Annotated in this window: 23 protein-coding genes; 13 read left to right on the forward strand and 10 right to left on the reverse strand. The window is 64.3% G+C overall.

Going from position 1 to position 23971, the window contains the following annotated elements; genetic code table 11:
* Positions 1-20: 20 nt before the first annotated feature.
* The 5 genes from JNL31_RS05240 to JNL31_RS05260 all read right to left on the reverse strand — a co-directional run bounded on the left by JNL31_RS05240 (position 21) and on the right by JNL31_RS05260 (position 3451).
* Positions 21-788: a hypothetical protein gene (locus tag JNL31_RS05240; RefSeq protein WP_294970789.1), complete on the reverse strand. Its 768-nt coding sequence runs from the start codon at positions 786-788 to the stop codon at positions 21-23.
* 8 nt (positions 789-796) lie between these two features.
* Positions 797-1375, reverse strand: coding sequence for a hypothetical protein (locus JNL31_RS05245; RefSeq protein ID WP_294970792.1), 579 nt, complete (start codon positions 1373-1375; stop codon positions 797-799).
* 11 nt (positions 1376-1386) lie between these two features.
* Entirely contained in the window at positions 1387-1881 is a 495-nt protein-coding gene (locus tag JNL31_RS05250) for a GNAT family N-acetyltransferase (RefSeq protein WP_294970794.1), read from the reverse strand.
* Complete coding sequence (locus JNL31_RS05255) at positions 1878-2195, reverse strand: DUF1778 domain-containing protein (RefSeq protein ID WP_294970795.1); 318 nt, start codon at positions 2193-2195, stop codon at positions 1878-1880. Before JNL31_RS05255 ends, JNL31_RS05250 begins: the two co-directional genes overlap by 4 nt.
* A gap of 242 nt (positions 2196-2437) precedes the next feature.
* Positions 2438-3451 carry an ATP-binding protein gene (locus JNL31_RS05260; protein ID WP_294970797.1) on the reverse strand — a complete coding sequence of 338 codons (1014 nt, stop codon included), beginning with the start codon at positions 3449-3451 and terminating at the stop codon, positions 2438-2440.
* A 182-nt stretch (positions 3452-3633) separates the two neighbouring features.
* Between JNL31_RS05260 and JNL31_RS05265 the strand changes: the two genes are divergently transcribed.
* Positions 3634-3984, forward strand: a complete 351-nt coding sequence (locus tag JNL31_RS05265) for a hypothetical protein (RefSeq protein ID WP_294970799.1) — start codon at positions 3634-3636, stop codon at positions 3982-3984.
* On the opposite strand, the gene JNL31_RS05270 is transcribed toward JNL31_RS05265, so the two are convergent.
* From JNL31_RS05270 to JNL31_RS05280, 3 genes are read right to left on the reverse strand one after another with little or no spacing between them, the layout of a single operon-like run.
* Positions 3970-4488, reverse strand: a complete 519-nt coding sequence (locus JNL31_RS05270; RefSeq protein ID WP_294970801.1) for a gamma carbonic anhydrase family protein — start codon at positions 4486-4488, stop codon at positions 3970-3972. The genes JNL31_RS05265 and JNL31_RS05270 overlap by 15 nt on opposite strands.
* Entirely contained in the window at positions 4485-5117 is a 633-nt protein-coding gene (gmk, locus tag JNL31_RS05275) for a guanylate kinase (RefSeq protein WP_294970803.1), read from the reverse strand. Before gmk ends, JNL31_RS05270 begins: the two co-directional genes overlap by 4 nt.
* Before the next feature lie 3 nt (positions 5118-5120).
* Positions 5121-6014 carry a YicC/YloC family endoribonuclease gene (locus JNL31_RS05280; protein WP_294970806.1) on the reverse strand — a complete coding sequence of 298 codons (894 nt, stop codon included), beginning with the start codon at positions 6012-6014 and terminating at the stop codon, positions 5121-5123.
* A 142-nt stretch (positions 6015-6156) separates the two neighbouring features.
* Here JNL31_RS05280 and JNL31_RS05285 point away from each other — a divergent pair, with 142 nt between their 5' ends.
* A complete protein-coding gene (locus tag JNL31_RS05285) occupies positions 6157-6768 on the forward strand; it encodes a PAS domain-containing protein (protein WP_294970807.1) in 612 nt (203 codons plus the stop codon).
* A gap of 60 nt (positions 6769-6828) precedes the next feature.
* Here JNL31_RS05285 and JNL31_RS05290 read toward each other — a convergent pair whose 3' ends face one another.
* On the reverse strand, positions 6829-8199 hold the full coding sequence (locus JNL31_RS05290) for a class II 3-deoxy-7-phosphoheptulonate synthase (protein ID WP_294970809.1): 1371 nt from the start codon (positions 8197-8199) through the stop codon (positions 6829-6831).
* Between the two features lie 157 nt (positions 8200-8356).
* On the opposite strand from JNL31_RS05290, the gene JNL31_RS05295 reads away from it, so the two are divergent.
* The 11 genes from JNL31_RS05295 to JNL31_RS05345 all read left to right on the forward strand — a co-directional run bounded on the left by JNL31_RS05295 (position 8357) and on the right by JNL31_RS05345 (position 20401).
* Positions 8357-9376, forward strand: a complete 1020-nt coding sequence (locus tag JNL31_RS05295; RefSeq protein WP_294970811.1) for a GlxA family transcriptional regulator — start codon at positions 8357-8359, stop codon at positions 9374-9376.
* A 67-nt stretch (positions 9377-9443) separates the two neighbouring features.
* Positions 9444-10742, forward strand: a complete 1299-nt coding sequence (locus tag JNL31_RS05300) for a PHB depolymerase family esterase (RefSeq protein WP_294970813.1) — start codon at positions 9444-9446, stop codon at positions 10740-10742.
* 291 nt (positions 10743-11033) lie between these two features.
* Entirely contained in the window at positions 11034-12230 is a 1197-nt protein-coding gene (locus JNL31_RS05305) for an ABC transporter substrate-binding protein (RefSeq protein ID WP_294970814.1), read from the forward strand.
* Between the two features lie 114 nt (positions 12231-12344).
* Positions 12345-13130: an ABC transporter ATP-binding protein gene (locus JNL31_RS05310; protein WP_294970816.1), complete on the forward strand. Its 786-nt coding sequence runs from the start codon at positions 12345-12347 to the stop codon at positions 13128-13130.
* Positions 13127-13729: a hypothetical protein gene (locus JNL31_RS05315; RefSeq protein ID WP_294970818.1), complete on the forward strand. Its 603-nt coding sequence runs from the start codon at positions 13127-13129 to the stop codon at positions 13727-13729. Before JNL31_RS05310 ends, JNL31_RS05315 begins: the two co-directional genes overlap by 4 nt.
* Before the next feature lie 52 nt (positions 13730-13781).
* A complete protein-coding gene (locus tag JNL31_RS05320; RefSeq protein ID WP_294970820.1) occupies positions 13782-14495 on the forward strand; it encodes an ABC transporter ATP-binding protein in 714 nt (237 codons plus the stop codon).
* 2 nt (positions 14496-14497) lie between these two features.
* Entirely contained in the window at positions 14498-14854 is a 357-nt protein-coding gene (locus tag JNL31_RS05325; RefSeq protein WP_294970822.1) for a hypothetical protein, read from the forward strand.
* Positions 14855-14887: 33 nt separating this feature from the next.
* Positions 14888-15892 (forward strand): branched-chain amino acid ABC transporter permease, encoded by a 1005-nt coding sequence (locus JNL31_RS05330; protein WP_294970824.1) that lies wholly within the window; start codon positions 14888-14890, stop codon positions 15890-15892.
* 1 nt (position 15893) lies between these two features.
* Positions 15894-17198, forward strand: a complete 1305-nt coding sequence (locus JNL31_RS05335) for a branched-chain amino acid ABC transporter permease (protein WP_294970826.1) — start codon at positions 15894-15896, stop codon at positions 17196-17198.
* 117 nt (positions 17199-17315) lie between these two features.
* Positions 17316-19736, forward strand: coding sequence for an FAD-dependent oxidoreductase (locus tag JNL31_RS05340; RefSeq protein ID WP_294970828.1), 2421 nt, complete (start codon positions 17316-17318; stop codon positions 19734-19736).
* 44 nt (positions 19737-19780) lie between these two features.
* A complete protein-coding gene (locus JNL31_RS05345; RefSeq protein WP_294970830.1) occupies positions 19781-20401 on the forward strand; it encodes a nucleotidyltransferase family protein in 621 nt (206 codons plus the stop codon).
* On the opposite strand, the gene JNL31_RS05350 is transcribed toward JNL31_RS05345, so the two are convergent.
* A complete protein-coding gene (locus tag JNL31_RS05350; RefSeq protein ID WP_294970832.1) occupies positions 20393-23875 on the reverse strand; it encodes a Hint domain-containing protein in 3483 nt (1160 codons plus the stop codon). The genes JNL31_RS05345 and JNL31_RS05350 overlap by 9 nt on opposite strands.
* Positions 23876-23971: the final 96 nt, after the last annotated feature.

The following is a 23971-nucleotide window of genomic DNA, read 5'->3' on the forward strand; positions in this document are numbered from 1 at the left end:
GGAAGTCTGAGGTCGGCCCGCTAAATCACAGAAACTAGCAGTCCAGATTTCTCGACATGTGCTTGCCCCGGCGGCAAAATCTGAACAAAGCCCGATTTCTCGTCGTATTGAACCCAAGCCTTCTTATGCAGCGCTCGGATGACCTTCCGCTTGAAGTCCGTTCCGTTTTTGTATTCGACCCACGTTTGCAGCTGCGGGACCGGTACCGGCTTCCCTTCCGCGTACAGTAGTATCATCACCTTGTCGCTCGCCGTCTTAGCAGGTTCCAAAACCCGACGCAGATCGCCACTTGCCCAAACCATATGGAAAGTTCGGGCAGTCACCGCCTCTACGACGGCGTGAGAGTCATTTAGAGGCAGTTGCGAAAAATTTCGTACGAACTCGCCCATGACCCACTTCATGCCACGCAGAAAAAGCTCCGCGTCCATGTGGTTAGGGCTGACCTCGGCAGACACATGGCCAATTGCGCGGTTGTTTCGTAGCTCATAAAGCGCTGCCAAAACTTTGGGCACCTGCATGCACAGGGAGCGGCCCTTTGCGCCGTTATGCTGCTCTAAGTCCCGACACGCTTGGGGAAAGTTTCCTGGCTTAGAAGGTGAGGAAGCATAGCCGCCAGTGGCGTGACCGGCACACACGCAGTAGGCTATTTCACAGAACTTGCCTGCTTTGAGGCCGACCTTCTCCCAATCAGCAGCGCGATACTCGTCAAGGGCTTGGTTAAACTCTTCAATAAGTGGGTCGCGTAGACCTGCTGGCACTAGCTTCAGCGCGTCCTGAAGAGTGGTCAAAGCCAAAATCAGTCTCTATCCCAGAAATAGAGCCAATTGTTTCCGTCCTTAATTCGCTGCAGAGAGCCCCTCTTGACCAGTTGCCCAGCCGCCGCGCTCACTTGGCTCACATTGTGGTTCTGCGCCTTCTCAGAAAGCTTGGCCACTATGTCTGCCGTGCTGCGCTTCTGCTTGAAGTATCCATCTGTTTTGAGCGCCAGAACACGGTCGGCGCAAGAATGTCCAGCAGGCGCTTTCTTCGAAACTTTTCGAGTACGGGGTTTTCCCTTCCCGTTCTCAACTACAGTAACGTCTTCAACTGTATCAACTTCCCCTGATGCTTCCGCTTCAGCACCCTGCGGGCGGCTGCCAAAACCTGCTTCTTCGATCAAGGGGAACAGCTTCGCAAGTAGGCCTTCAACGAAATCCTTCTCGCCTTCAATGTCGATGACGCCTGCAGGCGCGTCAATGTGGACCCGATTAGTCAAGATGGCCTCCGAACCAGAAAGAGGAAACATGATTGCGCCAAAGCCCAAAATACTCAAGATGCTTTGATGCTGAGTGTCTTTTAGCCGATATGTAGTATAGAAATCGTCGCTTGCGCTCACTCAAGCCCATCTCATTCCGCCACCACCCCCACCGGCAACCACAGCGTCCTGCTTCCCGCCGGGAACTCCAGCCACTCCGCCTGTGCCAGATACCACGCCCTCGCCCCTTCGTCCTTCGCCTGCACCAGCACCGCCGCGATGCCGATGCTCTCGGCAGCCCCCGCGATCCGACGGAGGGCGTCGGCCAGCAGGCTCGTGCCCAGACCTCGGCCCGCATAATCCCGATCCACCGCCAGCCGCCCGATGATCGACACCGGCACCGAATCCGGAGCATTCCGGCGCAGCTTTCCCGGCGCGGCCTCGCGCTGCACCGCCCCTGCGGCCAGGCAATAATACCCCGCCACCCGTGCGCCATCGCAGACCACATAGCTCCGCGAGAACCGGCTTTCGTTCTTCAACGCCCGCTCGCGCAGCCAGTCGTTCAACACCGGAACCCCGCAATCGAACTGCGAAAGGTCATGCGCCGCCGTGATCGGATGCGGGGCCGTCAGTTTCGGCAGGATCACTCCTCCCAGACCGGCTTGCGCGCCATCAACCGTTGCAGCTTCGGCCCCGGCGCGGGCGGATTGTCCAAGGCCTGCACGAAGGCGTCATAGGCCCCGGTTTCCAACACGAACAGCCGCTGGTCCAAGAGCACGTCAATCGCCTGCCGCCGCGCCGTGTCGATCATGAACTCGGTCCGGGTCTTGCCCAGCATCCCCGCCGCCTCGTCGATCAGCGCCCGCGTATTGGCCTCGATCCGCAAGTTGATGCTCCCCTTTTCCGCCGGTTGGGCGTCAAAAGGTGCGGGTGATTCAGCAAGGCCAGCGGGTTTTGTCATGGGGGCACACTAGGTGAAACGTATCCACATTGTCAATACGTAGGGTGTGCATTCATGCGCACCATGACGATCAACCACCCGGCGATTGACCCAAAATGTTGGGCCCAAAAAACGGTGCGCATGAATGCACACCCTACATTAACCACCCCCTCAACAAACCCCTAACGCCCACGTCCAACCCATTGCTTCCAAAATATAATCCGAAAATGTCCACCGTGGACAGCCACCCTTGCGACCCCACCTCACCCCAGCGGCAGCACCACCGAGAACCGGCTCCCCTCGCCCACCACGCTCTCCACCCGCAGCCAGCCCCGGTGGCGGCTCACGATGTGCTTCACGATCGCCAGCCCCAGCCCCGTCCCCCCCATCTCCCGCGACCGATGCGAGTCGACCCGGTAGAACCGCTCCGTCAGCCGGGGGATGTGGACCGGATCGATCCCCTCCCCCTGATCCGCGACCTCGACCCGCACCGCAGGCCCCCGCACCGTCTCCTCCGGCGAGAGCGACACCCGCACCACCTGTCCCGCGCCCCCGTATTTCAGCGCGTTCTCGATCAGGTTGGTGAAGACCTGCACCAGCTGGTCGTGGTCCGCCGGCACCGTCACCGGATCGCCCGTCAACTCCACCCGGTCCCCGGTCTTCTCCGCCACCCCCCGCAAGGAGGAGATCACCCCCTCCAGCAGTCCCCGCAGCTCCACCGCCTCCTTGGGCCGCACCCGCTCCTCCGCCTCCACCCGTGACAGCTGCAACAGGTCGCGCACCAGCCGGTTCATCCGCCCCGCCTCGGCCTCCATGATCCCCAGGAACATCTCCCGCGCCTTCGGGTCGTCCTTCGCGGCGTGTTTCAGCGTCTCGATGAACCCCATCAGCGCGGTCAGCGGGGTACGCAGTTCATGGCTGACGTTCGCCACGAAGTCCCGCCGCATCTCGCCCGCCCGCTCCTCCTCGGTCGCGTCGCGGAAGACGCAGAGCACGACATCGCCTTGCTCGGAGACCGTGACTTGGAACACCGCCTCCTGCCCCTCGCGGCGGAGGGTCATCCGCGCCTCCTGCATGCCGCCTTGACGGGCGACGGCAGAGATCGCCTCCAGCACCGAGGGCGCGCGGACGGCCATCGCCGGGTGGCGCCCGACGATCCCCTCGCCCAGAAGCGCCTCGGCGGAGGGGTTTGCGGCAAGGATGCGATCATCCCGCCGGACCAGCATCGCGGGCAGCGGCAGGCCGGAAAGCAGGCGCTGAAGCTCGGGTTCGGTCATTCCCTCCACTTCTCCTCATGATTGTGGCGGCAGGCCTTGTGTTGCGCCGGAATACCAGTAAATTCCCGGTTGTACATGTAACGCGGTGCGGTACCGGCCTTTGACCGGAACAAGGATCGGCCCCGACGCGAGTCATGCAGACAGACGATTTGGCGGCGCCTCACTTGGTGAGAGGTGGAGAGATGTCGCAAAAGCTTAGATGTCTGGTGATTGGCATTCCGGAAGCGAAGGCAGCCGAGGGAAGTTTGCGGCCCGAAGAGTTCGCTTCGATTGATCTGGCTGCGTTCGAAAGCCAGCTGCCGCTCCCGGCGTCGCTGGAGCTTGTCGTGACGCCCCTGTTCTGCAAGACCTTCGATGCGCTGGAGATTATCGAGAAGCTCGGCGCCCAGGACTTCCGCAAGACGCTGCGGGTCGTCGCGCCGAAACTGCCGAACCGGCAGATCGTCCTGCGGGAACTGCGCAGCCATGCGGCACGTCAGGGCATCACCATCGAGCTGGTCGAGGAAGGCCCGCCCGAGTCAGGCGGGGCCTAGGCCGGAGCGGAACCGGCGGGCATTGGCCTGGTAGCCGGCGGCCGAGGCGAGGAGTTTTGCGCGCGCGGTTTCATCCAGTTGCCGCACAACCTTGCCGGGAGAGCCCATCACCAGCGAACCGTCGGGGATCTCCTTGCCTTCGGTGATCAGGGCGCAGGCGCCGATCAGGCAGCCCTTGCCGATCTTGGCACCGTTCAGCACCGTGGCCCCCATGCCGATCAGCGTGCCGTCGCCGATGGTGCAGCCATGCAGCATGGCCTTGTGGCCGATGGTGCAGTTCGCACCAATCGTCAAGGGGTAGCCCATGTCGGTGTGCAGGACCGAATTCTCCTGCACGTTGGTCCCCGCCCCTACCCGGATTTCCTCGTTGTCGCCGCGGATCACGGCACCGAACCAGATCGAGGCCTCGGCTTCGACGACGACCTTGCCGATCAGGGTTGCTTCATCGGCCACCCAGGCGGAAGCGGCGATGGTCGGGGCGGTGCCGTCGAGTGCGTAGATCATCGGGCTTCGAACTCCTCGTTCAGGCTGCGGACGAAGGCGGAAAGCTGCGGCTGGCGGTCGCGCTTCAGGCGTTCTGCGGTGAGGATGGTCTTCAGGCTTTCGAAGGTGGCCTGAAGATCGTCGTTCACCAGCACATAGTCGTATTCCGCCCAATGGCTGATCTCGTCGCGGCTTTTCGCCATCCGGCCTGCAATGACCTCGTCGCTGTCCTGCGCGCGGGAGCGGAGGCGGCGGTCAAGCTCGGCGATGGAGGGCGGCAAGATGAAGATCGACACCACGTCGCCGCGCATCGCCTGTTTCACCTGCTGGCCGCCCTGCCAGTCGATGTCGAAGACCGTATCGGTCCCGGCCTGCATCGCAACCTCGACCGGACCGCGCGGGGAGCCGTAGAAATTGCCGAAGACCTCGGCGTGTTCCAGCATCTCGCCCTGGGCGACCATCGCCTGGAACTCTTCGCGGCTGCGGAAATAGTATTCCCGGCCATCTTCTTCCCCCGGTCTCGGCTTGCGCGTGGTGGCCGAGATGGAAAAGCGCATCGTCGGGTCCCATGCCATCAGCATCCGGGAGAGCGTGGATTTCCCGGCCCCCGAAGGCGAGGAAAGGATCAGGAGAAGCCCGCGCCGGGTCATGCGTCATTCCACATTCTGGACCTGTTCGCGCATCTGATCGATCACGGTTTTCAGGTCAAGGCCGATGCGGGTGAGCGCCAGCGACTGCGCCTTGGAGCAGAGCGTGTTCGCCTCGCGCATGAATTCCTGCATCAGGAAGTCGAGCTTGCGGCCCGCCGGAGCCGGGTCGGCGACATGGGCGCGCGCGGCTTCGACATGGGCGGCGAGGCGATCCAGCTCCTCGGTCACGTCGGTCTTCAACGCCAACAGCGCCAGTTCCTGCGCCAGACGCGCGGGGTCGACGGCGTCGGTCGCGGACAGAACCCGGGCCAGTCCCTCGCGCAGGGTGTCTGCCTGGGTTGCGGTGCGGGCGGCTGTCTCGTGCTGCGCGGCGGATGTGAGGTCGGCGATCAGGTCAAGCTGGCCGGTCAATACCGCTGCCAACGCCTTTCCCTCGGCAGCCCGCATGGCCTGGAAATCGCCCAGCAATCCCGGCAGGTCGGTCATGATCGCGACACGCAGGGGCGTCGTGTCCGTCTCCTGCCCGCCTGCGTCGATCACCCCGCGCAGGGTCAGGACATCCGCCCCCGTCGGCTGGCGCAGGGTGACGCCCGCATCCATCGCCGCCGCCTCCACCCGGGCCAATGCGGCCAGCGCCGCCCCCAGCGCCGCCTCGTTCAACCGGAAGCCCGCGTCGTCCCGCCCCTCGTCCTGCGTCACCCTAAGGGTCAGGCTGACGTTCCCCCGCGTGAGCGCCTTCTGCAACTCGCTCCGGATCGCCGCCTCCAGCCCGTCGATCCAGTCCGGCACCCGCAACCGCAGGTCCAGCCCCTTGCCGTTGACCCCACGCAGGTCCCAGACCCAGGTGTAGCCCGGCCCAGCCCCGCGCCGGGCCGCGAAACCTGTCATCGAAATCATGGAGCCCTCGTTCAACCGCCGCTTGCGGTATTTACCATTTGATTAGATTTCCACCCGAATCCTGCCGATCCGGGGTATTTTCCCTTCATGGCGCGAGGGGCCGTCCGCCCGCAAGGGCAGGATGCAGGGGAAGGAGACAAAGATGACGCTAAGCTTTCTCGACCGGCTTCGTCCGCGCCGCGATCCTCCCCGGAATCCGGTCTTCGAGGGCCTTGCGCAGGTGCGCGCCTACTGGGAGGGGCTTCGCGAGGGCGGGCAGTTGCCGCAGCGTGCCGCGCTTGATCCGCGGGGTCTTGGCGGGGTGCTGGACCGCGTTTTCCTGGGCGAACGTGTCGGGCGTGGTCTGGTTCAGCTGCGCATCGCCGGTTCGGGCCTCGCCGACTTTGCCGGACTGGACGTGCGTGGCCTGCCGCTCTCCTGCCTCTTCACGCCAGAGTCGCGCGCGATCCTGGCGCAGAGCATGGAGAACGTCTTCGACACCCCCGCCGTGGCCGAGATCGACCTGGGATCGGATCGGCTGGGCGGTGGCGCGCTCCTGGCGCGGCTTCTGCTGATGCCGCTCTCCGATCAGGGAGGGCAGAAGCTGGTGCTGGGCGCGATCAGTTTCGCGACAGCGACGCGCGCCTGCAAGCTTCAGATCCTGGCGCGACGGGAAGAAACGCTGGTGATTTCCGGAACTGCCGCCGTGCCTGCACCGGCACCGCAGCCCATCCGCCGCCTGGGGCATCTCGCGCTGGTGCACAGCGCCGACTGAGACCCGCATGAAAAGGGGCGGCAGGCCCGGCCCGCCGCCCGCAATCATCGTCGCCGGACCTTACAGCGCCACGCGCCGCGCGGCCTCACGCTGCGAGGACAGCTCTTCCGCCACCAGGAACGCCAGTTCCAGCGACTGCGAGGCGTTGAGCCGTGGGTCGCAGGCGGTGTGGTAGCGGTCGGCAAGGTTTTCGTCCGACACGGCGCGCAACCCGCCGGTGCATTCGGTCACGTCCTGGCCCGTCATCTCGAAATGCACGCCGCCGGGGACGGTGCCCTCGGCCTTGTGGATTGCGAAGAACTCCCGGACCTCGCGCAGGACAGAATCGAAGGGCCGGGTCTTGTAGCCCGAGGCCGCCTTGATGGTGTTGCCGTGCATCGGGTCGCAGGACCAGACGACGTTGGCGCCTTCGGACTGCACCGTCTTGATCAGGCGCGGCAGATGTTCGCCCACTTTCCCGGCGCCGAAGCGCGCGATCAGGGTCAGGCGGCCCGGCTCGTTCTCCGGGTTCAGCTTGGCCATCAGCACCTTCAGGTCGTCCGCCGTGGTCGAGGGCCCGCATTTCAGCCCGATCGGGTTCAGCACGCCGCGCGCGAATTCGACATGCGCGCCGTCGGGCTGACGGGTGCGGTCGCCGATCCAGATCATGTGGCCCGAACCCGCAACGTTCTGGCCGGTGATCGAGTCGACCCGGCAGAGCGCCTCTTCGTATTCCAGCAGCAGCGCCTCGTGGCTGGTGTAGAAATCGACGCGCGACAGCTCGTTCGCGGTGTCGCTGTTCACCCCCGCGGCGTTCATGAAGTCGAGCGCGTCGGAAATCCGGTTCGCCATCTCGCGGTAGCGTTCGGCCTTGTCATGCTCGGCAAAGCCCAGGGTCCAGGAATGGACGCGGTGGATGTCGGCGAAACCGCCCGTGCTGAACGCCCGCAAGAGGTTCAGGCTGGCTGCCGCCTGGGTATAGGCCTGCAGCATCCGGTTCGGATCGGGAATCCGTGCCTCGGGCGTCGGGTCGAAACCGTTGATGATGTCGCCCTTGTAGCTGGGCAGCTCCAGCCCGTTGATCATCTCGGTCGGAGCGCTGCGCGGCTTGGCGAATTGCCCCGCCATGCGGCCGACCTTGATCACCGGAACCTTGGCGGCATAGGTCAGCACGACCGCCATCTGGAGCATGACGCGGAAGGTGTCGCGGATGTTGTCGGCGGAAAACTCGGCGAAGCTTTCGGCGCAGTCCCCGCCTTGCAGCAGGAAGGCCTTGCCCTCGGCGGCCAGCGCCAGCTGCTTCTTCAGCCGCCGCGCCTCGCCCGCGAAGACCAGCGGGGGATACTTCGCCAGTTGGGCCTCGACCGCGTTCAGCGCCGACTGATCAGGATAATCCGGCATCTGGATCCGCGGTTTCGCGCGCCATGCCGTCTTGGTCCATCCCTTGCTCATCGTCTCTCTCCGGGTCCTTGGCAGATCGGGCTGCGGTATACGCCCCCGTTTCCGCCTTTGCAAAGGGCGATTGGGCGAAAACCGGTGCTTTCAGCCCTTGCGGCGGCCCCGAATTTGCGGTTCCATAGCCCGCAAACGACATTATCAGGTCGCAGACATGACGCTTGCCCCCCGCAAGGCCACCCAGACGCAGAAGGCCACAACGACCCGACGGTTCGTCTTCGTGCTTCTGGACAAGTTCACGATGATCTCCTTCGCCGGCGCGATCGAGCCCCTGCGGCTGGCCAACCGCGTCTCCACCGACGTGCTTTACACCTGGGTGCTGTGCGGCGAGGGCGCGGAAAAATCCTGCTCCAACGGCGCGACCTTCCGGCTGGACATCGGGCTGGAAGAGATGGACCGCGAGGACACGATCCTGGTCTGCGGCGGTCTCGACATCCAGCGCACCACCACCAAGGGCATCGTCAGCTGGCTCCGGCGCGAGGCGCGGCGCGGCGTGACCATCGCGGGCATCTGCACCGGCGGGCACGCGCTGGCCAAGGCGGGGCTGCTCGACGGCAAGAAGGCGACGATCCACTGGGAGAACCAGGACGGCTTTTCCGAGGAGTTCGAGGATGTGAAGCTGACCAAGTCGGTCTATGTGATGGACGGCAACCGCTGGACCACGGCTGGCGGCATCTCCTCGCTGGACCTGATGCTGAAGATCATCGCCGCCGACCATGGCGAGGACCTGGCGAACACCGTCGCCGACCAGCTGATCTATTCCACGATCCGCACCGACCAGGACACCCAGCGCCTGTCGATCCCGACGCGGATCGGGGTGCGGCATCCGAAGCTTTCCCAGGTCATCCAGATGATGGAAGGCAACATCGAGGATCCGATGTCGCCCGCCGATCTGGCCGAGGAGGTGGGGATGTCGACCCGCCAACTGGAGCGTCTTTTCCGCCGCTACCTGAACCGCTCGCCCAAGCGCTATTACATGGAACTGCGATTGCAAAAGGCGCGGAACCTCTTGATGCAGACCGACATGAGCGTGATCAACGTGGCACTCGCCTGCGGATTCGCCTCGCCGTCGCATTTCTCGAAATGCTATCGCAGCCATTACAGCACCACCCCCTACCGCGAGCGCGGGACTCAGGGCATGCCAAGTGCGGTGCCGGTGCGGCTGTCGATCTGACCGGGTGTCGCGACGGAAGTTTCTTGCGTGGACGTAAGCGTGGTCAGCCCCCGGAATGGAGCCTGACATGTCCTTTCGTTTCCCGACGCTGCTGAGCCTGCTGCTGTGCCTTGGCCTTTCCAACCCGCCCGCCCTTGCCGAGACGCCTGCGGGCGGCGGGATGAAGGTGAACGATACCGTCTTCCGGGATGCGGCGATTGCCAATGTCACTGCCGTCACCAGGGTGTTCGGGCGCGGCCAGCGCATCACCGGGGTCATCGTGGAATTCACGGCGCCCCTCAGTGCAGCCGGGTTCACCGGCGCCGAGCTTGCCGTGGCCGACCGCAATATCCTGTCTGCCCGGGTCACTTCGACTGTCAGCATGGACGCGACAGCGCAGGACGGGCGGTTCGTCGTCCTTGACCTGAATGCCGATGACGAGGCCGCCACGATCTTTGCGCCGGGCGTGGATCAGGCCAGCGAAGTCGTCGTGACCCAGACCGCCCCGCTTGCGCTGGCGGACGGCGGCAGTCTGGAGCCGGGCGACAAGGGCGTGATCAACACGCGGCAGGTCAACCTGATCGTCGATGACTTCCAGACCTTCCGGTACACCGACCCGGGAACCGGGCTGATCCTGGACTACAACCTGTTCATCCCCAAGGATTACGACGCCACGAAACCCTATCCGATGGTGGTGTTCCTGCATGACGCGGGCGTGACCGGCACCAATCCGAAGCGGGTGCTGGAACAGGGGCTGGGCGCGGTGTCCTTTGCCAGCCCGGAAGATCAGGCGAAGCACCCGGCCTTCGTGCTGGCGCCGCAATTCCCGGTGCCTCTGGCCAATGACGCCTCGCAGACCTCGGACTATGCCGATGTGACGGCGCGGCTGATCGCGGAAGTGTCCGACAGCTATGCCATCGACCAGGACCGCATCTATGCCACGGGTCAGTCGGGCGGCTGCATGACCAGCATTGCGCTGAACCTCAAATACCCCGACCTGTTTGCCGCCTCGCTGCTGGTCGCGGGGCAATGGGACCCGGCAGTCGTCGCGCCTCTGGCCCGGGACAAGATCTGGGCCATCGTGTCCGAGGATGATGCCAAGGCCTTTCCCGGAATGACCGCGATCATGGATGTGATCGAGGAGAACGGCACCAAGGTGACGCGCTCCACCTGGAACGCCAAGGCCTCGCATGAGGAACTTGCCAAGGATGTTGCTGACGCCCGCGCGGCGGCGGGGGCCGGGACCGTCTTTTTCACGACCTTCACCAAGGGCAGCGTTTTGCCTGAAGACGGCAGCGACAATCCCGGCGCGGGGCATGTGAACACCTGGGTCTATGCCTATGACATTCCGGGGGTGCGCGACTGGCTTCTGGCGCAGACACGGTGATGACGCGCCTGCGCGCCTGATCCCTGCCCGGCCGGGACCATTGCGGTCGGCCATCCTTCCAGCGGCGCACACGAGAAGGCAGAGCGCTGATTTCCTTTCCTTCCTCCGGTCATCGCGGACTGTCGGTGCCGACCCGTGCCCACAACCTAGAAATGTAGCCTGGCAGCGCGTCATGTCGACTCGCGGGCCAATTTTACGTCGACAGGATGTCGACAAATTATGGCTTCCCTTTTCTCCCGCGCCGCACTACGGTCAGGCCAGGATTTCGATCCAAACAGGGAGATACAATAAATGAAGAAACTTATGCTGGCCGTTTCGGCCTGCGCGCTGATGGCTGGTGCCGCGTCCGCCGAGGATGTGAAGATCGGCATCCTGATCGGCTTCACCGGCCCCATCGAATCGCTGACCGGGCATATGGCCAACGCTGCGGAAGCGGCAATGGCGGAAGTGAACGCCTCGGGCAAGGCGAAGAACAACTACATCTCGGTGCGCGGTGACGATACCTGCACCGACGCTGCCGCAGCGACTGCCGCGGCCGAGCGCGCCGTGACTGCCGAAGGCGTGAAGGGCATCATCGGCGGCGACTGCTCGGGCGTGACCCGTGCCATGCTGACCAACGTCGCCATGCCGAACGGCATCGTGATGGTCTCGCCCTCGGCCACCTCGCCCGCGCTGACCGCCGACCCGGACAATGGCCTCTTCTTCCGGACCGCGCCCTCGGACGCACGCGAAGGCGAAGTCATGGCCGACATCCTGACCGAAAAGGGCGTCAAGTCGATCGCGCTGACCTATTCGAACTCGGACTACGGCAAGGGCCTTGCGGAAGCCATCGCCAGCGCCTTCACCGCCAAGGGCGGCGTCGTGACGATCAACGCCGCGCATGACGATGGCAAGGCCGACTATTCGGCGGAAGTCGCGGCGCTGGCAGCGGCGGGCGGCGATCTTCTCGTCGTCGCGGGCTACCTTGACCAGGGCGGCAAGGGCATCATCCAGGCTTCGCTCGACTCGGGCGCCTTTAGCACCTTCGGGCTGCCCGGCGGCATGGTGGGCGACAGCCTGCCCGCGGCGATTGGCCCGGCGCTGGACGGTTCCTATGGCCAGGTGGCCCAGTCCGACAGCCCCGGTGCGGCAATCCTGGCAGAAATGGGCAAGAAGAACGATCCGGCCTACGACGCCACCTCGCCCTATTCGATGGAAAGCTATGACGCTGCCGCTTTGATCATGCTGGCGATGGAGGCTTCGGGCTCGACCGACTCGAACGTCTACAAGGAAAAGATCATGGAAATCGCCAACGGGCCGGCTGACGGTTCGGGCGTCAAGATCCTTCCGGGCGAACTGGGCAAGGCGCTGGATCTGATCGCGGCGGGCACCGCCATCGATTATGACGGCGCTTCGGGCGTGACTCTGATCGGACCGGGTGAATCGGCCGGGCGCTACAAGCAGTTCGAGGTCAAGGGCGGCAAATACGAGACCGTCCAGTTCCGTTGATCTGATCCGAACCGAACGACTTGGCACGGCCCGGGAAACCCCCGGGCCGTCGCCCAAAAGAAGGTCCCTTGCCCGGCCAGCCGGGAAAAGCCTGGGCCACGACAGGGGAAGTACATGATCAAGGTCGAGAAGCTGCACAAGCATTTCGGCGGCTTTCATGCCGTTGACGGCGCGTCGCTGGAAATCAGGACCGGCTCGATCACCGGGCTGATCGGCCCCAACGGCGCGGGCAAGACCACGCTCTTCAACGTGATCGCCGGGCGCTACGAGCCGACCAGTGGCCAGGTCTTCATGGACGGCGAGGACATCACCGGCCTGCCGCCGCACAAGCTGTTCGACAAGGGCCTGCTCCGGACGTTCCAGATCGCCCATGAATTCGGCTCAATGACCGTGCGCGAGAACCTGATGATGGTTCCGCCGCGCCAGTCGGGCGAAAAGCTGTGGAACGCGCTCTTCTCGCGCGGGGCAGTCGCCGAGGAAGAGGAACGCATCCGCCAGAAGGCCGACGAGGTGCTGGAGTTCCTGACCATCAGCCATATCGCCGACCAGAAGGCCGGGATGATCTCGGGCGGCCAGAAGAAGCTGGTGGAACTGGGCCGCACGATGATGGTCGACGCGAAGATCGTCTTCCTGGACGAGGTGGGCGCCGGGGTGAACCGGACGCTTCTGAACACCATCGGCGATGCCATCGTGCGCCTGAACAAGGAACGCGGCTACACCTTCTGCGTGATCGAGCATGACATGGATTTCATCGCCCGGCTTTGCGACCCGGTGATCGTGATGGCCGAGGGCAAGGTGCTGGCGCAGGGCACCGTCGACGAGGTCAAGAACGACGAACGGGTGATCGAAGCGTACCTCGGTCGCGGCTTGAAGAACAAGTTGAAGGAGGGTGCGGCGTGAGGCTGGGCATTCTCGCATTGTTGGCCTGCCTGGCAACGCCTGGCAATTCTCTGGCCCAAGCCGTCGTGGGCAAGGCTGTGGTCGGCGGCAAGACAGTCACTTTGTTCGACAACGGCACATGGAAGTATGCCACGGCTGCGGGTGAGGCCCCGACCGGTTGCACCGAGGTCACGGCGACGGTGCAGTTCTGCGGCGGGGCTCTCGGCTGGGGCCGGACCCAGCCGTCCAGCGCCGAGATCACCGCAGCCTATCGCATCGATGCGCGGCACTATGCGCAGTATCTGATCGAAGACCTTGGAAGCGACGACGGGGTTACGGCCGAGTTCATGCGCCAGGTCGTGCTGGACAATGCCCAGATGGCGACCGGCAATACGCCCGAGGTCATCGACGTGAAGCCCGCAGCACTGGGCGGGCTAACCGGAGATACCGTGATCTACGCGGTCAATATCAACGGCCTGGATGTGGTTTTCGCCAACTCGGTCTTCGTGGAGCCCAAGCGGGTGATGCAGATCATGACCTATGCCATCGGCGACGAGTACACGCCGCAGCATGCCGGCTACCAGGCCGATCTTCTGGCCAGCACAAAGCTTTCCGAATGATGCGGGCCGCTTCCTTCCACCTTCTTCCGTACCGGAAACTGGACCTACCAGAATGAGTGCACCCTTCCTCATCGGCGAGAACATGACCGGCGGTTACGGCGCGGTCGATATCCTGCATTCCTGTACGCTTGCAGTCGAGCCAGGCGAAATCGCGGTCATCGTCGGGCCGAATGGCGCGGGGAAATCCACCGCGATGAAGGCCGTCTTCGGGATGCTGAAGCTGCGCCAGGGCAGCGTGAAGCTGAACGGCGAGGACATCACCGGGTTGACCCCTCAGGCCCGCGTCCGCAAGGGCATGGGCTTCGTGCCGCAGACCCACAACATCTTCACCGGCATGACGGTGGAGGAGAACCTGGAGATGGGCGCCTTCATCCGCGAGGACGACAAGATCCGCGACACGATGGAGCAGATCTACGGGCTCTTCCCGATCCTGAAGCAGAAGCGCTACCAGAAGGCAGGGGAGCTTTCGGGCGGCCAGCGCCAGCAGGTTGCCGTGGGCCGCGCGCTGATGACGCAGCCCAAGGTGCTGATGCTGGATGAGCCCACTGCGGGCGTCAGCCCCATCGTGATGGACGAGCTGTTCGACCGCATCATCGAGATCGCCCGCACCGGAATCTCGATCCTCATGGTGGAACAGAACGCCCGGCAGGCGCTGGACATCGCCGACAAGGGCTATGTCCTGGTGCAGGGTCGCAACCGCTATACCGATACCGGGGAGGCCCTGCTGGCCGACCCGGAAGTCCGCAAGTCCTTCCTGGGAGGTTGATGATGAAACATGCAATCCTGGCCCTTCTGGCGCTGGCCCCTGCCCCGGCCTTCGCCGGATTCGAGTGCAAGGTCGACCGCCAATGCGGCGGCGGCGCCTGCGAGGCCTATGCGGGCGGCCCCTTCGTCATCGAGCAGACCGGCGACACCTGGGCGGTGAAAACCGGCGACCAGACCTGGCAGGCCTTCGATGCGGGCCATATCGACGACACGGGCGAGCTGGTCCTGGTGATGCCGCCGCAGGGTGGGATGTCGGGCATGATCAGCATCTTCCCCGAGGGTCAGTTCCTCTTTACCGCCCATGCTGCCGGTCCGGTGGCGATCAGCGGCGAGGGTGCTTGCGTCGCCACCGGCGGCTGAGCCTCGTTCCCGACACTTTGGACCCGAGACCCGATGGACATCCTAAACGCCCTTGTCGCCTTCCTGAACTTCATCGTCGTGCCGGGCCTTGCCTATGGCAGCCAATTGGCGCTGGGGGCGCTTGGCATCACGCTGATCTTCAGCGTGCTGCGCTTCTCGAACTTCGCGCACGGCGATACGATGGCCTTCGGGACCGCCTTCGTCATCCTCTTCACCTGGTGGTTCCAGTCGATGGGGATCACGGCGGGGCCGTTGCCGACAGCGCTGCTGGCGCTGCCCTTGGGCATCCTTGTGACCATCGCCATGGTGCTTGCGACGGACCGCGTGGTCTATCGTTTCTACCGCAAGCAAAGGGCAAAGCCGATCATCGTGGTCATCGTGTCGACCGGCGTGATGTTCGTGATGAACGGCCTTGTGCGGATGATCATCGGCACCTCCGAGCAGAACTTCACCGATGGCGCGCGGATGATGCTCAACCCCCAGGACTTCAAGGCCGCGACCGGACTGGTCGAGCCCCTGGCGATCAAGACCACCCAGGCGATTTCAGTGGCCGCGGCGCTGATCTGCTGCGCGTTGCTGTTCTGGTTCCTGCAGAAGACCCGCACTGGCAAGTCGATGCGAGCCTATTCCGACAACGAGGATCTGGCGCTTCTGTCCGGCATCAACCCCGAACGCGTGGTCACGATCACCTGGATCATCGCGGGGGCATTGGCCTGCATCGCGGGAACCCTTTACGGGCTGGACAAGTCGTACCGCGGGATCGTGTACTTCAGCCTTCTGATGCCGATGTTCGCCGCCGCCGTCGTGGGCGGGCTCGGTTCCCCCTTGGGGGCGGTGATCGGCAGTTTCATCGTCGCCTTCTCGGAGCTGATCGTCACCAGCGCCTGGAAGAAGGTGCTGGGCTATCTGGTTCCGGCGGACTGGCTGGGTGATGGGCTCTATCAGGCACTTTCGACCGACTACAAGGTCGCCGTCAGCTTCACCATCCTGATCATGGTTCTACTGTTCCGCCCGCAGGGCATCTTCGGAGGCAAGTGACATGGGGCCCTATCGCAATGTACTTCTCTTCGCGGGCGTCGCTGTCCTGTTCATCCTGACCGGGTTGCTGCAAAGCTGGAACCTGTCGCTGAACATCCTGAACCTTGCGCTTCTGTCCTGCATCATGGCCATCGGGGTGAACATCCAATGGGGTTACGCGGGCCTGTTCTCGACCGGCATCGTCGGCTCGGTCGCGCTCGGCGGTCTGGCCGTGGCGTTGATCTCGTCAAAGCCGGTGCCGGAGGGTTGGGCCGCTGGCGGCCCTCGCATCCTGGGCGCGCTCCTGTTTGCGGCTGCTGCCATCGCGCTTGCAGTCTGGCTTTACCGCCGTCTGAACGCCGGGACCAACCGCGCACTGGCGCTGGCGCTGTATCTGGTCGTTGTCTTCTTCATCTATCGAGCGATTCTTGACCCCGCCGTCGTCGCGGTCGAGGCAAACAATCCGGCCCAGGCCGGCAACATCGGCGGGCTTGGTCTGAATTCGTTGCTGGCCTGGCCCGTCGGTGCGCTGATGGCCGCCGCCGCCGCCTGGGTGATCGGAAAGATCGCCCTTGGCCTGCGGGAGGACTACCTGGCGATCGCCACTCTGGGCATCGCCGAAATCATCGTCACCGTCATGCGGAACGAAGACTGGCTGGCGCGCGGGGTGAAAAACCTGACGGGCCTGCCCCGCCCCTGGCCGGTCCCGCGCGAAGTCGACCTGCAACTGAACCCGGCCTTCCTCGAACCCGTGCAGGCGATGGGTCTCGATCCCGTCACTGCCTCGACGATCTTCGTCAAACTCCTTTACGCGACGATGTTCGGGCTGGTGCTGGTGCTTCTGGTCTGGGGCTGCGAGCGCGCGCTGAACAGCCCCTGGGGCCGCATGGTCCGCGCGATCCGCGACAACGAGATTTCCTCGGCCGCAATGGGCAAGGACGTGAAGTTCCGCCACCTGCAGATCTTCATCATCGGCTCGGCGGTCGTGGGGCTGGCGGGCGCAATGATGACCTCGATGGAGGGCCAGCTGACCCCGCCGTCCTACCTGCCCCTGCGCTTCACCTTCCTGATCTGGGTGATGGTCATCGTCGGTGGGTCGGGCAACAACTGGGGGTCGATCCTGGGCGGGTTGCTGATCGGCTGGCTGTATCTCGCCGTGGAATTCCTCGGGCCGCAGATGATGGATGTCATCACCGCCGGACTGCCCGCGGGAGACCTGAAGGACCATCTGCAGGACACCGCGGCGCAGATGCGGCTTTTGACCCTTGGCGTGGTCTTGCTTCTGGTGCTGCGCTTCGCGCCAAAGGGCCTGATCCCCGAGAAGTAGCCCCCTACCGGCCTGGCGTCACTGTCTGGGCGCGACATTCTTTGTCGCAAATTCTCATGCCTTCCCGGCCCTGCCCCGGCATGGTGCATCGAAACCGGACAAGGCGGAGAGACTGCAATGAAGACCCATGCGCGCGTGGTGGTGATCGGCGGCGGCGTTGTCGGCTGCTCGGTCCTGTATCACCTGACCAAGCTCGGCTGGTCCGATGTCATGCTGATCGAGCGGTCCGAGCTGACCTCCGGCTCAACCTGGCACGCGGCGGGCGGGTTCCATACGATCAACGGCGACACCAACATGGCGGCGCTGCAGGGCTACACCATCCGGCTTTACAAGGAGCTTGAGGCGATCACCGGCATGTCCTGTGGCCTCCACCATGTCGGCGGGGTGACGCTGGCCGACAACGAGGCCCGGTTCGAGATGCTGAAGGCCGAGCGCGCCAAGCATCGCTACATGGGGCTCGACACCGAAATCCTGTCGCCCGCCGAAATCTCCAAACTGACCGACGGGCTGGTGAATGTGGACGGAATCCTCGGCGGGCTTTACGACCCGCTCGACGGCCACCTCGACCCTTCGGGCACCACCCATGCCTATGCCAAGGCCGCGCGCATGGGCGGGGCCGAGATCGTCCTGCACAACCGGGTGCTGGAGACCAACCCGACCAAGGACGGCTGGGAAGTCGTGACCGAGAAGGGCACGGTCCATTGCGAGCATCTGGTGAACGCTGGCGGCCTCTGGGCCCGGGAAATCGGGGCAATGGCGGGTGTCTACCTGCCGCTCCTGCCGATGGCGCACCAGTATCTGGTGACGGACGACATCCCGGAAATCATGGACATCCTGAAGTCGGGCCGCGAGTTCCCGCATGTCATGGACCCCGGCGGCGAAAGCTATCTGCGCCAGGAAGGCCGGGGCCTCTGCATCGGCTTCTACGAAAAACCCTGCGAACCCTGGTCGGTGGACGGCACGCCCTGGGATTTCGGGCATGAGCTGCTGAACGAGCAGTTCGACAAGATCGAGGACAGCGTGAACTTCGCCTACCGCCGCTTCCCGGTTCTGGAACGCTCAGGCGTCAAGCGGGTGATCCACGGACCCTTTACCTTTGCCCCCGACGGCAACCCGCTGATCGGGCCGGTTCCGGGGCTGAAAAACTACTGGTCGGCCTGCGCGGTCATGGCAGGCTTTTCTCAGGGCGGCGGCATGGGCCTTTCGCTGGCGCAATGGATGATCCACGGCGAGGTCGAGCGCGACCCGCGCGGATTTGACGTTGCGCGGTTCGGGACCTGGACCTCGCCGGGCTATACTGTTCCGAAGGTCATCGAAAACTACCAGATGCGCTTCTCCGTCTCCTACCCGAACGAGGAACGCCCCGCCGCCCGTCCCTTCCGCACCACGCCGATGTATCAGGTGTTTGACGAGATGAACGCAGTGTGGGGCCAGCAGTATGGGCTGGAGGTGGTGAACTACCACGCCCTGCCCGGCGAGCCGCGCCATGAGACGCCCACCTTCAAGCGCTCCAATGCCTGGGAGGCGACGCGACAAGAGGTGATGGCCGTGCGCGAAGACGTCGGCATCAACGAGGTGCAGAATTTCGGCAAGTATCTGGTCAAGGGCGCAGGCGCCCGCGACTGGCTCGACCGGATCATGGCCGGACGCATCCCGAAACCGGGGCGGCTGTCGCTGACCCCGATGTTGGCGGAATCGGGCAAGATCATCGGCGATTTCACCGTGTCCTGCCTAGGCGAGACCGAATTCCAGCTGACCGCCAGCTACGGCGCGCAGGGCTGGCATCAGCGCTGGTTCGAACAACATGAGGAACCCGGCGTAACCGTCGAGAATGTCTCGGACTCCCGTTCCGGATTCCAGATCGCAGGACCGAAAGCGCGCGAGCTTTTGGCCCGCGTCACCCGGTCGGATGTCAGCGCCGGTGCGTTCAGGTTCATGGACGTGAAGCGCATGACCGTGGGCATGGCCAACTGCATCGTCCAGCGCGTCAGCTACACCGCCGACCTTGGCTACGAAATCTACACCGATCACATGTCGGTCCGTCACCTGTGGGATGTGCTGTCGGCGGCGGGCAAGGATCTGGGCCTGCGTCCCTTCGGGATGCGGGCGATGATGTCGCTGCGGTTGGACAAGTGGTTCGGCAGTTGGGGCCGCGAGTTCAGCCCGGACTACACCCCGGCCGAAACGGGCCTTGACCGCTTCATCGCCTGGAACAAGCCCGCCGACTGGATCGGCAAGGCCGCAGCGCTGAAGGAAAAGGCGGAAGGGCCGAAGCGCAGGCTGGTGCCGATCGTGGTCGACGCCAGTGACGCCGATGTCGTCGCCTGGGAGCCGATCTGGCTGGATGGCGCGGTCGTGGGCTGGTGCACCTCGGGCGGGTTCAGCCACTGGACCGGCAAGTCGGTGGCCCAGGGTTTCATCCCGGCAGACCGCGTGGTGGACGGGCTGGAACTCGAGGTCGAAATCCTCGGCGAACGCCGTCCGGCGCGCGTCCATCTGGCCCCGTTGTGGGATGACGACGGGCGGATGCGCGCCTGACGGATCGCTTGACAGGTTGCCCTGTCAGGCGGAGCATTTGTGTCATGCGCCCGGCTGTGCACATCCTTGTCCTTGCCGCAGGCGCGTCTTCGCGCATGCGGGGACGCGACAAGCTTTTACAGCGGGTCCGGGGCAAGCCGCTCTTGCGCATGGTGGCGGATGTCGCCCTTGCCACTGGCGCGCCGGTCTATGTCACGCTGCCCCCGGCCTCCGACGCGCGTCGCATGACACTCGCGGACTCTGCGGCCCGGATCGTCGATGTCCCGGATGCGGCACTGGGCATGTCGCGCTCCGTCGCGCGCGCGCTTTCGGCGGTCAGCGCGGGGGCACCGGGGGCGGAGGATGGCGTGATGATCCTTCCCGCGGACATGCCGGGCTTTTCCAGCAAGGCCCTGGCAGACCTCATCTCACGGTTCCGGGCCGAGCCGGACCTGATCTGGCGTGGCGGAACGACCGATGGTGCACCAGGACACCCCAGCATCTTTCCGCGTGATCTCTGGGACGAACTTCAGGCCGTGACCGGCGACGAAGGCGGCCGGTCTGTCCTGCAGCGACACAAGGACCGCGTCCGGCTGGTGCCGCTCCCCGGCCGGATGGCCGTGCTCGATCTCGACACGCCGGAAGACTGGGCGGCCTTCCTGGGCCGCCCTGCCCGGTCAGCCTGACACCAGAACCCGCGCTTCGTGCGCCTTGAGCGACAGGCGCGCCGACGGGAAGCAGGTGGCATCGCTGGCAAGCTCGGGGAACAACTCCAGCACCTCGTTGCGCGCCACCTCTTCAAGGGCAGAGAGTGTCCGCTCGGCCGGCTGGAAGCTTTCCGTCCAGATCCCGTCCGAGCGCACGATCTCATGCCGGTCGAAGAGGATGTGAACATAGGTCACGCCCTCGACCGGCAGCGCCCGCGTCACTTCGGCCAAGCCGGTCAGGTGCTTCGCGGGCACCAGCACTTCGCATTCGCCGAAGAACATCTCGGCCCGCGCCCCCTCGATCAGAACCCGGTGCTGCGGCGAAACCAACATCGTCCGCTCCGGCCCGATACCCGCCAGCGCCCCGGCGGCAATCCGCACCGGCTGCAGTTCGGGCCGGGCCTGAAGCTCGGCGAAGGACAGCTTGCGCTGGCCGACCCAGCGCAGGGGTTGCAGCCCGCTGTCGCGCGTCACCACCAGATCGCCCGGCACCAGAGCCTCGACCGCAACAGCGCCCCGGTCCGTCAGAATCTGTGTGCCCGCCGTGAAGCAGACGATGTCCAGGTGCTCGATGTCGGTGAAGGTCAGCGTGCCGATGACGCCACCCAAAGCGTCGAAGAAGGTGATCGTGCCGTTTTCGTGGTCCGCCGACGTGTAGGCGATGTCGATCTGATCCCAGCCCATGCCGGTGATGTTGACGGTCAGCGTGTCGTTGTCGTTCGGGCCACCACCGCCGTCGACCGACTCGTTCAGGAGCACGTCGTTCAGGGTTGCGGTGCCCATAAGCGACTCAGGGCCAGGACCGACATAGTTGACGTATATATGGTCCCGATCATCGCCGCCGAAGACCGTGTCGGTCCCCTCGCCGCCATAAAGGACGTCATTTCCGGCGTCGCCGAAGACCGTGTCGGTCCCCTCGCCGCCATAGAGGACGTCATTTCCGGCGTCGCCGAAAACCCTGTCGTTCCCGAGGTCGCCGCTGACCGTGTCGGCATCGTTCCCACCGTAAAGCGTGTCACCGCCGCCAAGACCCGAGATGCTGTCACGGCCGAGACCGCCATAGATGATGTTGGTATAGGCATCATTCGGATCGGTGCTTGATCCGTCAAAACCCACCAGCGTGTCGTTGAAATTCGAGCCGATGATCCCGTCGGTCCCCGCGGCGCTGTCGCCGGTGGCGAAGCCCCCGCTGAAAGCTCCCGTCGCAAGGTTGACCGACACTGCGGCGTTCGAGTCGCTGTAGTCAGCGAAATCGAGGCCCTGGCCACCGTTCATGGCGTCGGCACCGGCGCCGCCGCGCATGGTGTCGTCACCGGTGCCACCGTTCAGAGTGTCGTTTCCGGCGCCGCCGTCAAGGACATCATTGCCGGCGTCGCCGTTAAGCACGTCGGCGCCATCGCCGCCAAACAGGGTGTCGAGACCGTCGTTGCCGTAGATCAGGTCGGCGTCATTGCCACCATAGACCGCGTCGTTGTCAGCGCCGCCATAAAGCGTGTCGGCGCCGAGATCGCCGTAGAGGGTATCATTTCCGGCATCAGAGTAGACCAGGTCGGCGTCATTGCCACCACTGACAAGGTCGGCACCGTTACCCCCGAAGATCGTATCGTTGCCAAGGTCGCCGCTGAGCGTATCGAGACCGTCGTTGCCATAGATCACGTCGGCGTCGTTGCCGCCATAGGCCGCATCGTTGTCGGCACCGCCATAGAGCGTGTCGGCCCCGACATCGCCGTAGAGCGTGTCATTTCCTGCGTCTCCGGAAACGGTATCGGCATCATTGCCGCCGTAGAGCAGATCGCCGTCGTTTCCGCCAACAAGCGAGTCAGCTCCGATATCGCCGTAAAGCGTGTCGCTGCCGTTGTCGCCGTACAGCCGATCGGCATCGTTGCCGCCGTAGAGCAGATCGGCGTCATTGCCGCCGTAAAGTGTATCGTTCCCGACATCGCCATAGAGTGTGTCGGATCCGTCCATGCCCGCGACGGAGTCGTTTCCGGCCCCGCCGTACAGGATGTTACCGTCCGCACTGCCGATGATGGTGTCCGCAGCGGTGCCGCCGATAGCACCCTCGATCCCGATGACAGTATCGGTTCCTTCCCCGGTGACTGTCGTCGCGCCGAGGTTGACGACCACCGAGGTCGCGACGCCAACATAACTGACGAAATCGAAACCGTCATTGCCATGGATGATGTCGTTGCCAAGGCCGCCAAAGAGCGTGTCGTTCCCCGCATCGCCGTAAAGCGTGTCGTTGCCGAGGTCGCCGAAGACCAGGTCGCCGTCATTGCCGCCGTAGACCAGATCGGCGTCGTTCCCGCCGTAAAGCGTGTCGGCGCCTACGCCACCGTAGACAATGTCGTTGCCGACATCGCCGAACAACGCGTCGACACCGTCGTTGCCGGACAGGGTGTCATCGCCGATACCGCCATACAGCGTGTCATTGCCGGCGTCGCCGGCCAGCGCGTCCGCATCGTTGCCGCCAAAGATCAGATCATTGTCGTCACCGCCAGAGAGACTGTCGTTCCCGACGTCACCGTACAGCGTGTCGTTCCCGGCCTCGCCGAAAACCGAATCGACGCCATCGTTGCCGTAGAGCAGGTCGCCGTCATTGCCGCCGTAGAGCAGGTCGGTGTCGGCCCCGCCATAGAGCGTGTCAGCGCCAAGATCGCCGTAGAGCGTATCGTTCCCGGCATCGCCAGAAAGCGAATCGCCATCGTTGCCGCCGTACAGCAGATCGGAATTGGTGCCGCCGAAAAGCCGGTCTATGCCGTCGCCGCCATAGAGCGCGTCATCCCCCGCGTCGCCGTAAACGGTGTCGTTCCCGGCATCGCCGTAAAGGGTATCAACACCATCGTTGCCTGAGAGCAAGTCGCCGTCATTGCCGCCATAGACCAGATCTGCGTCGTTGCCGCCGTAGATCCTGTCGATGCCGACGCCGCCGATCAGCGTGTCGTTTCCGAGACCGCCGTTCAGGGAATCTGCGCCGGCACCGCCATCGAGAACGTTTGCGGCATTGTCCCCGGTGATGCTGTCGTCTCCGGACCCGCCAATGACGCCTTCGACCTCGAAAATGTCCTCGGTGCCATCTGAACTCGCGCTGTTCGTGCTCAAATTGACGGTCACGCCCGTGGCAAGGCCTGAATAGCTGACATAGTCAAAATCGGCGCCGCCATACAGGACGTCGTCGCCCGTACCGCCGGAACTGCCGCCGAACAGGGTGTCGTTCCCCGCGCCCCCGTAAAGAGAATCCGCATTCAGACCGCCGTAAAGCTGGTCGTTTCCAGTGCCGCCAAAGACATTGTCCCGTCCGTCGCCGCCGTAGACTGTGTCGTTGTCGATGCCAGAATAGATGGTGTCGTTCCCGGCCAGCCCCGAGATCAGGTCCGCCCCATCTGACCCATAGGTCGTTGGCGTGCCCGGTTGAATTAGCTCGCCGCCGCTGGTGCCTGTTACTGTCGCCATCGTCTTCTGCCCCTGCTTCACCGCCACTCGGTAGTCAGCTTCCGTGTCGCGGCCATGACCGAACCCGGAAACCTTTGCGCCATTATGATGACGTCG

The sequence above is a fragment of the Tabrizicola sp. genome, from assembly GCF_016792905.1.
Classification (GTDB): domain Bacteria; phylum Pseudomonadota; class Alphaproteobacteria; order Rhodobacterales; family Rhodobacteraceae; genus Tabrizicola.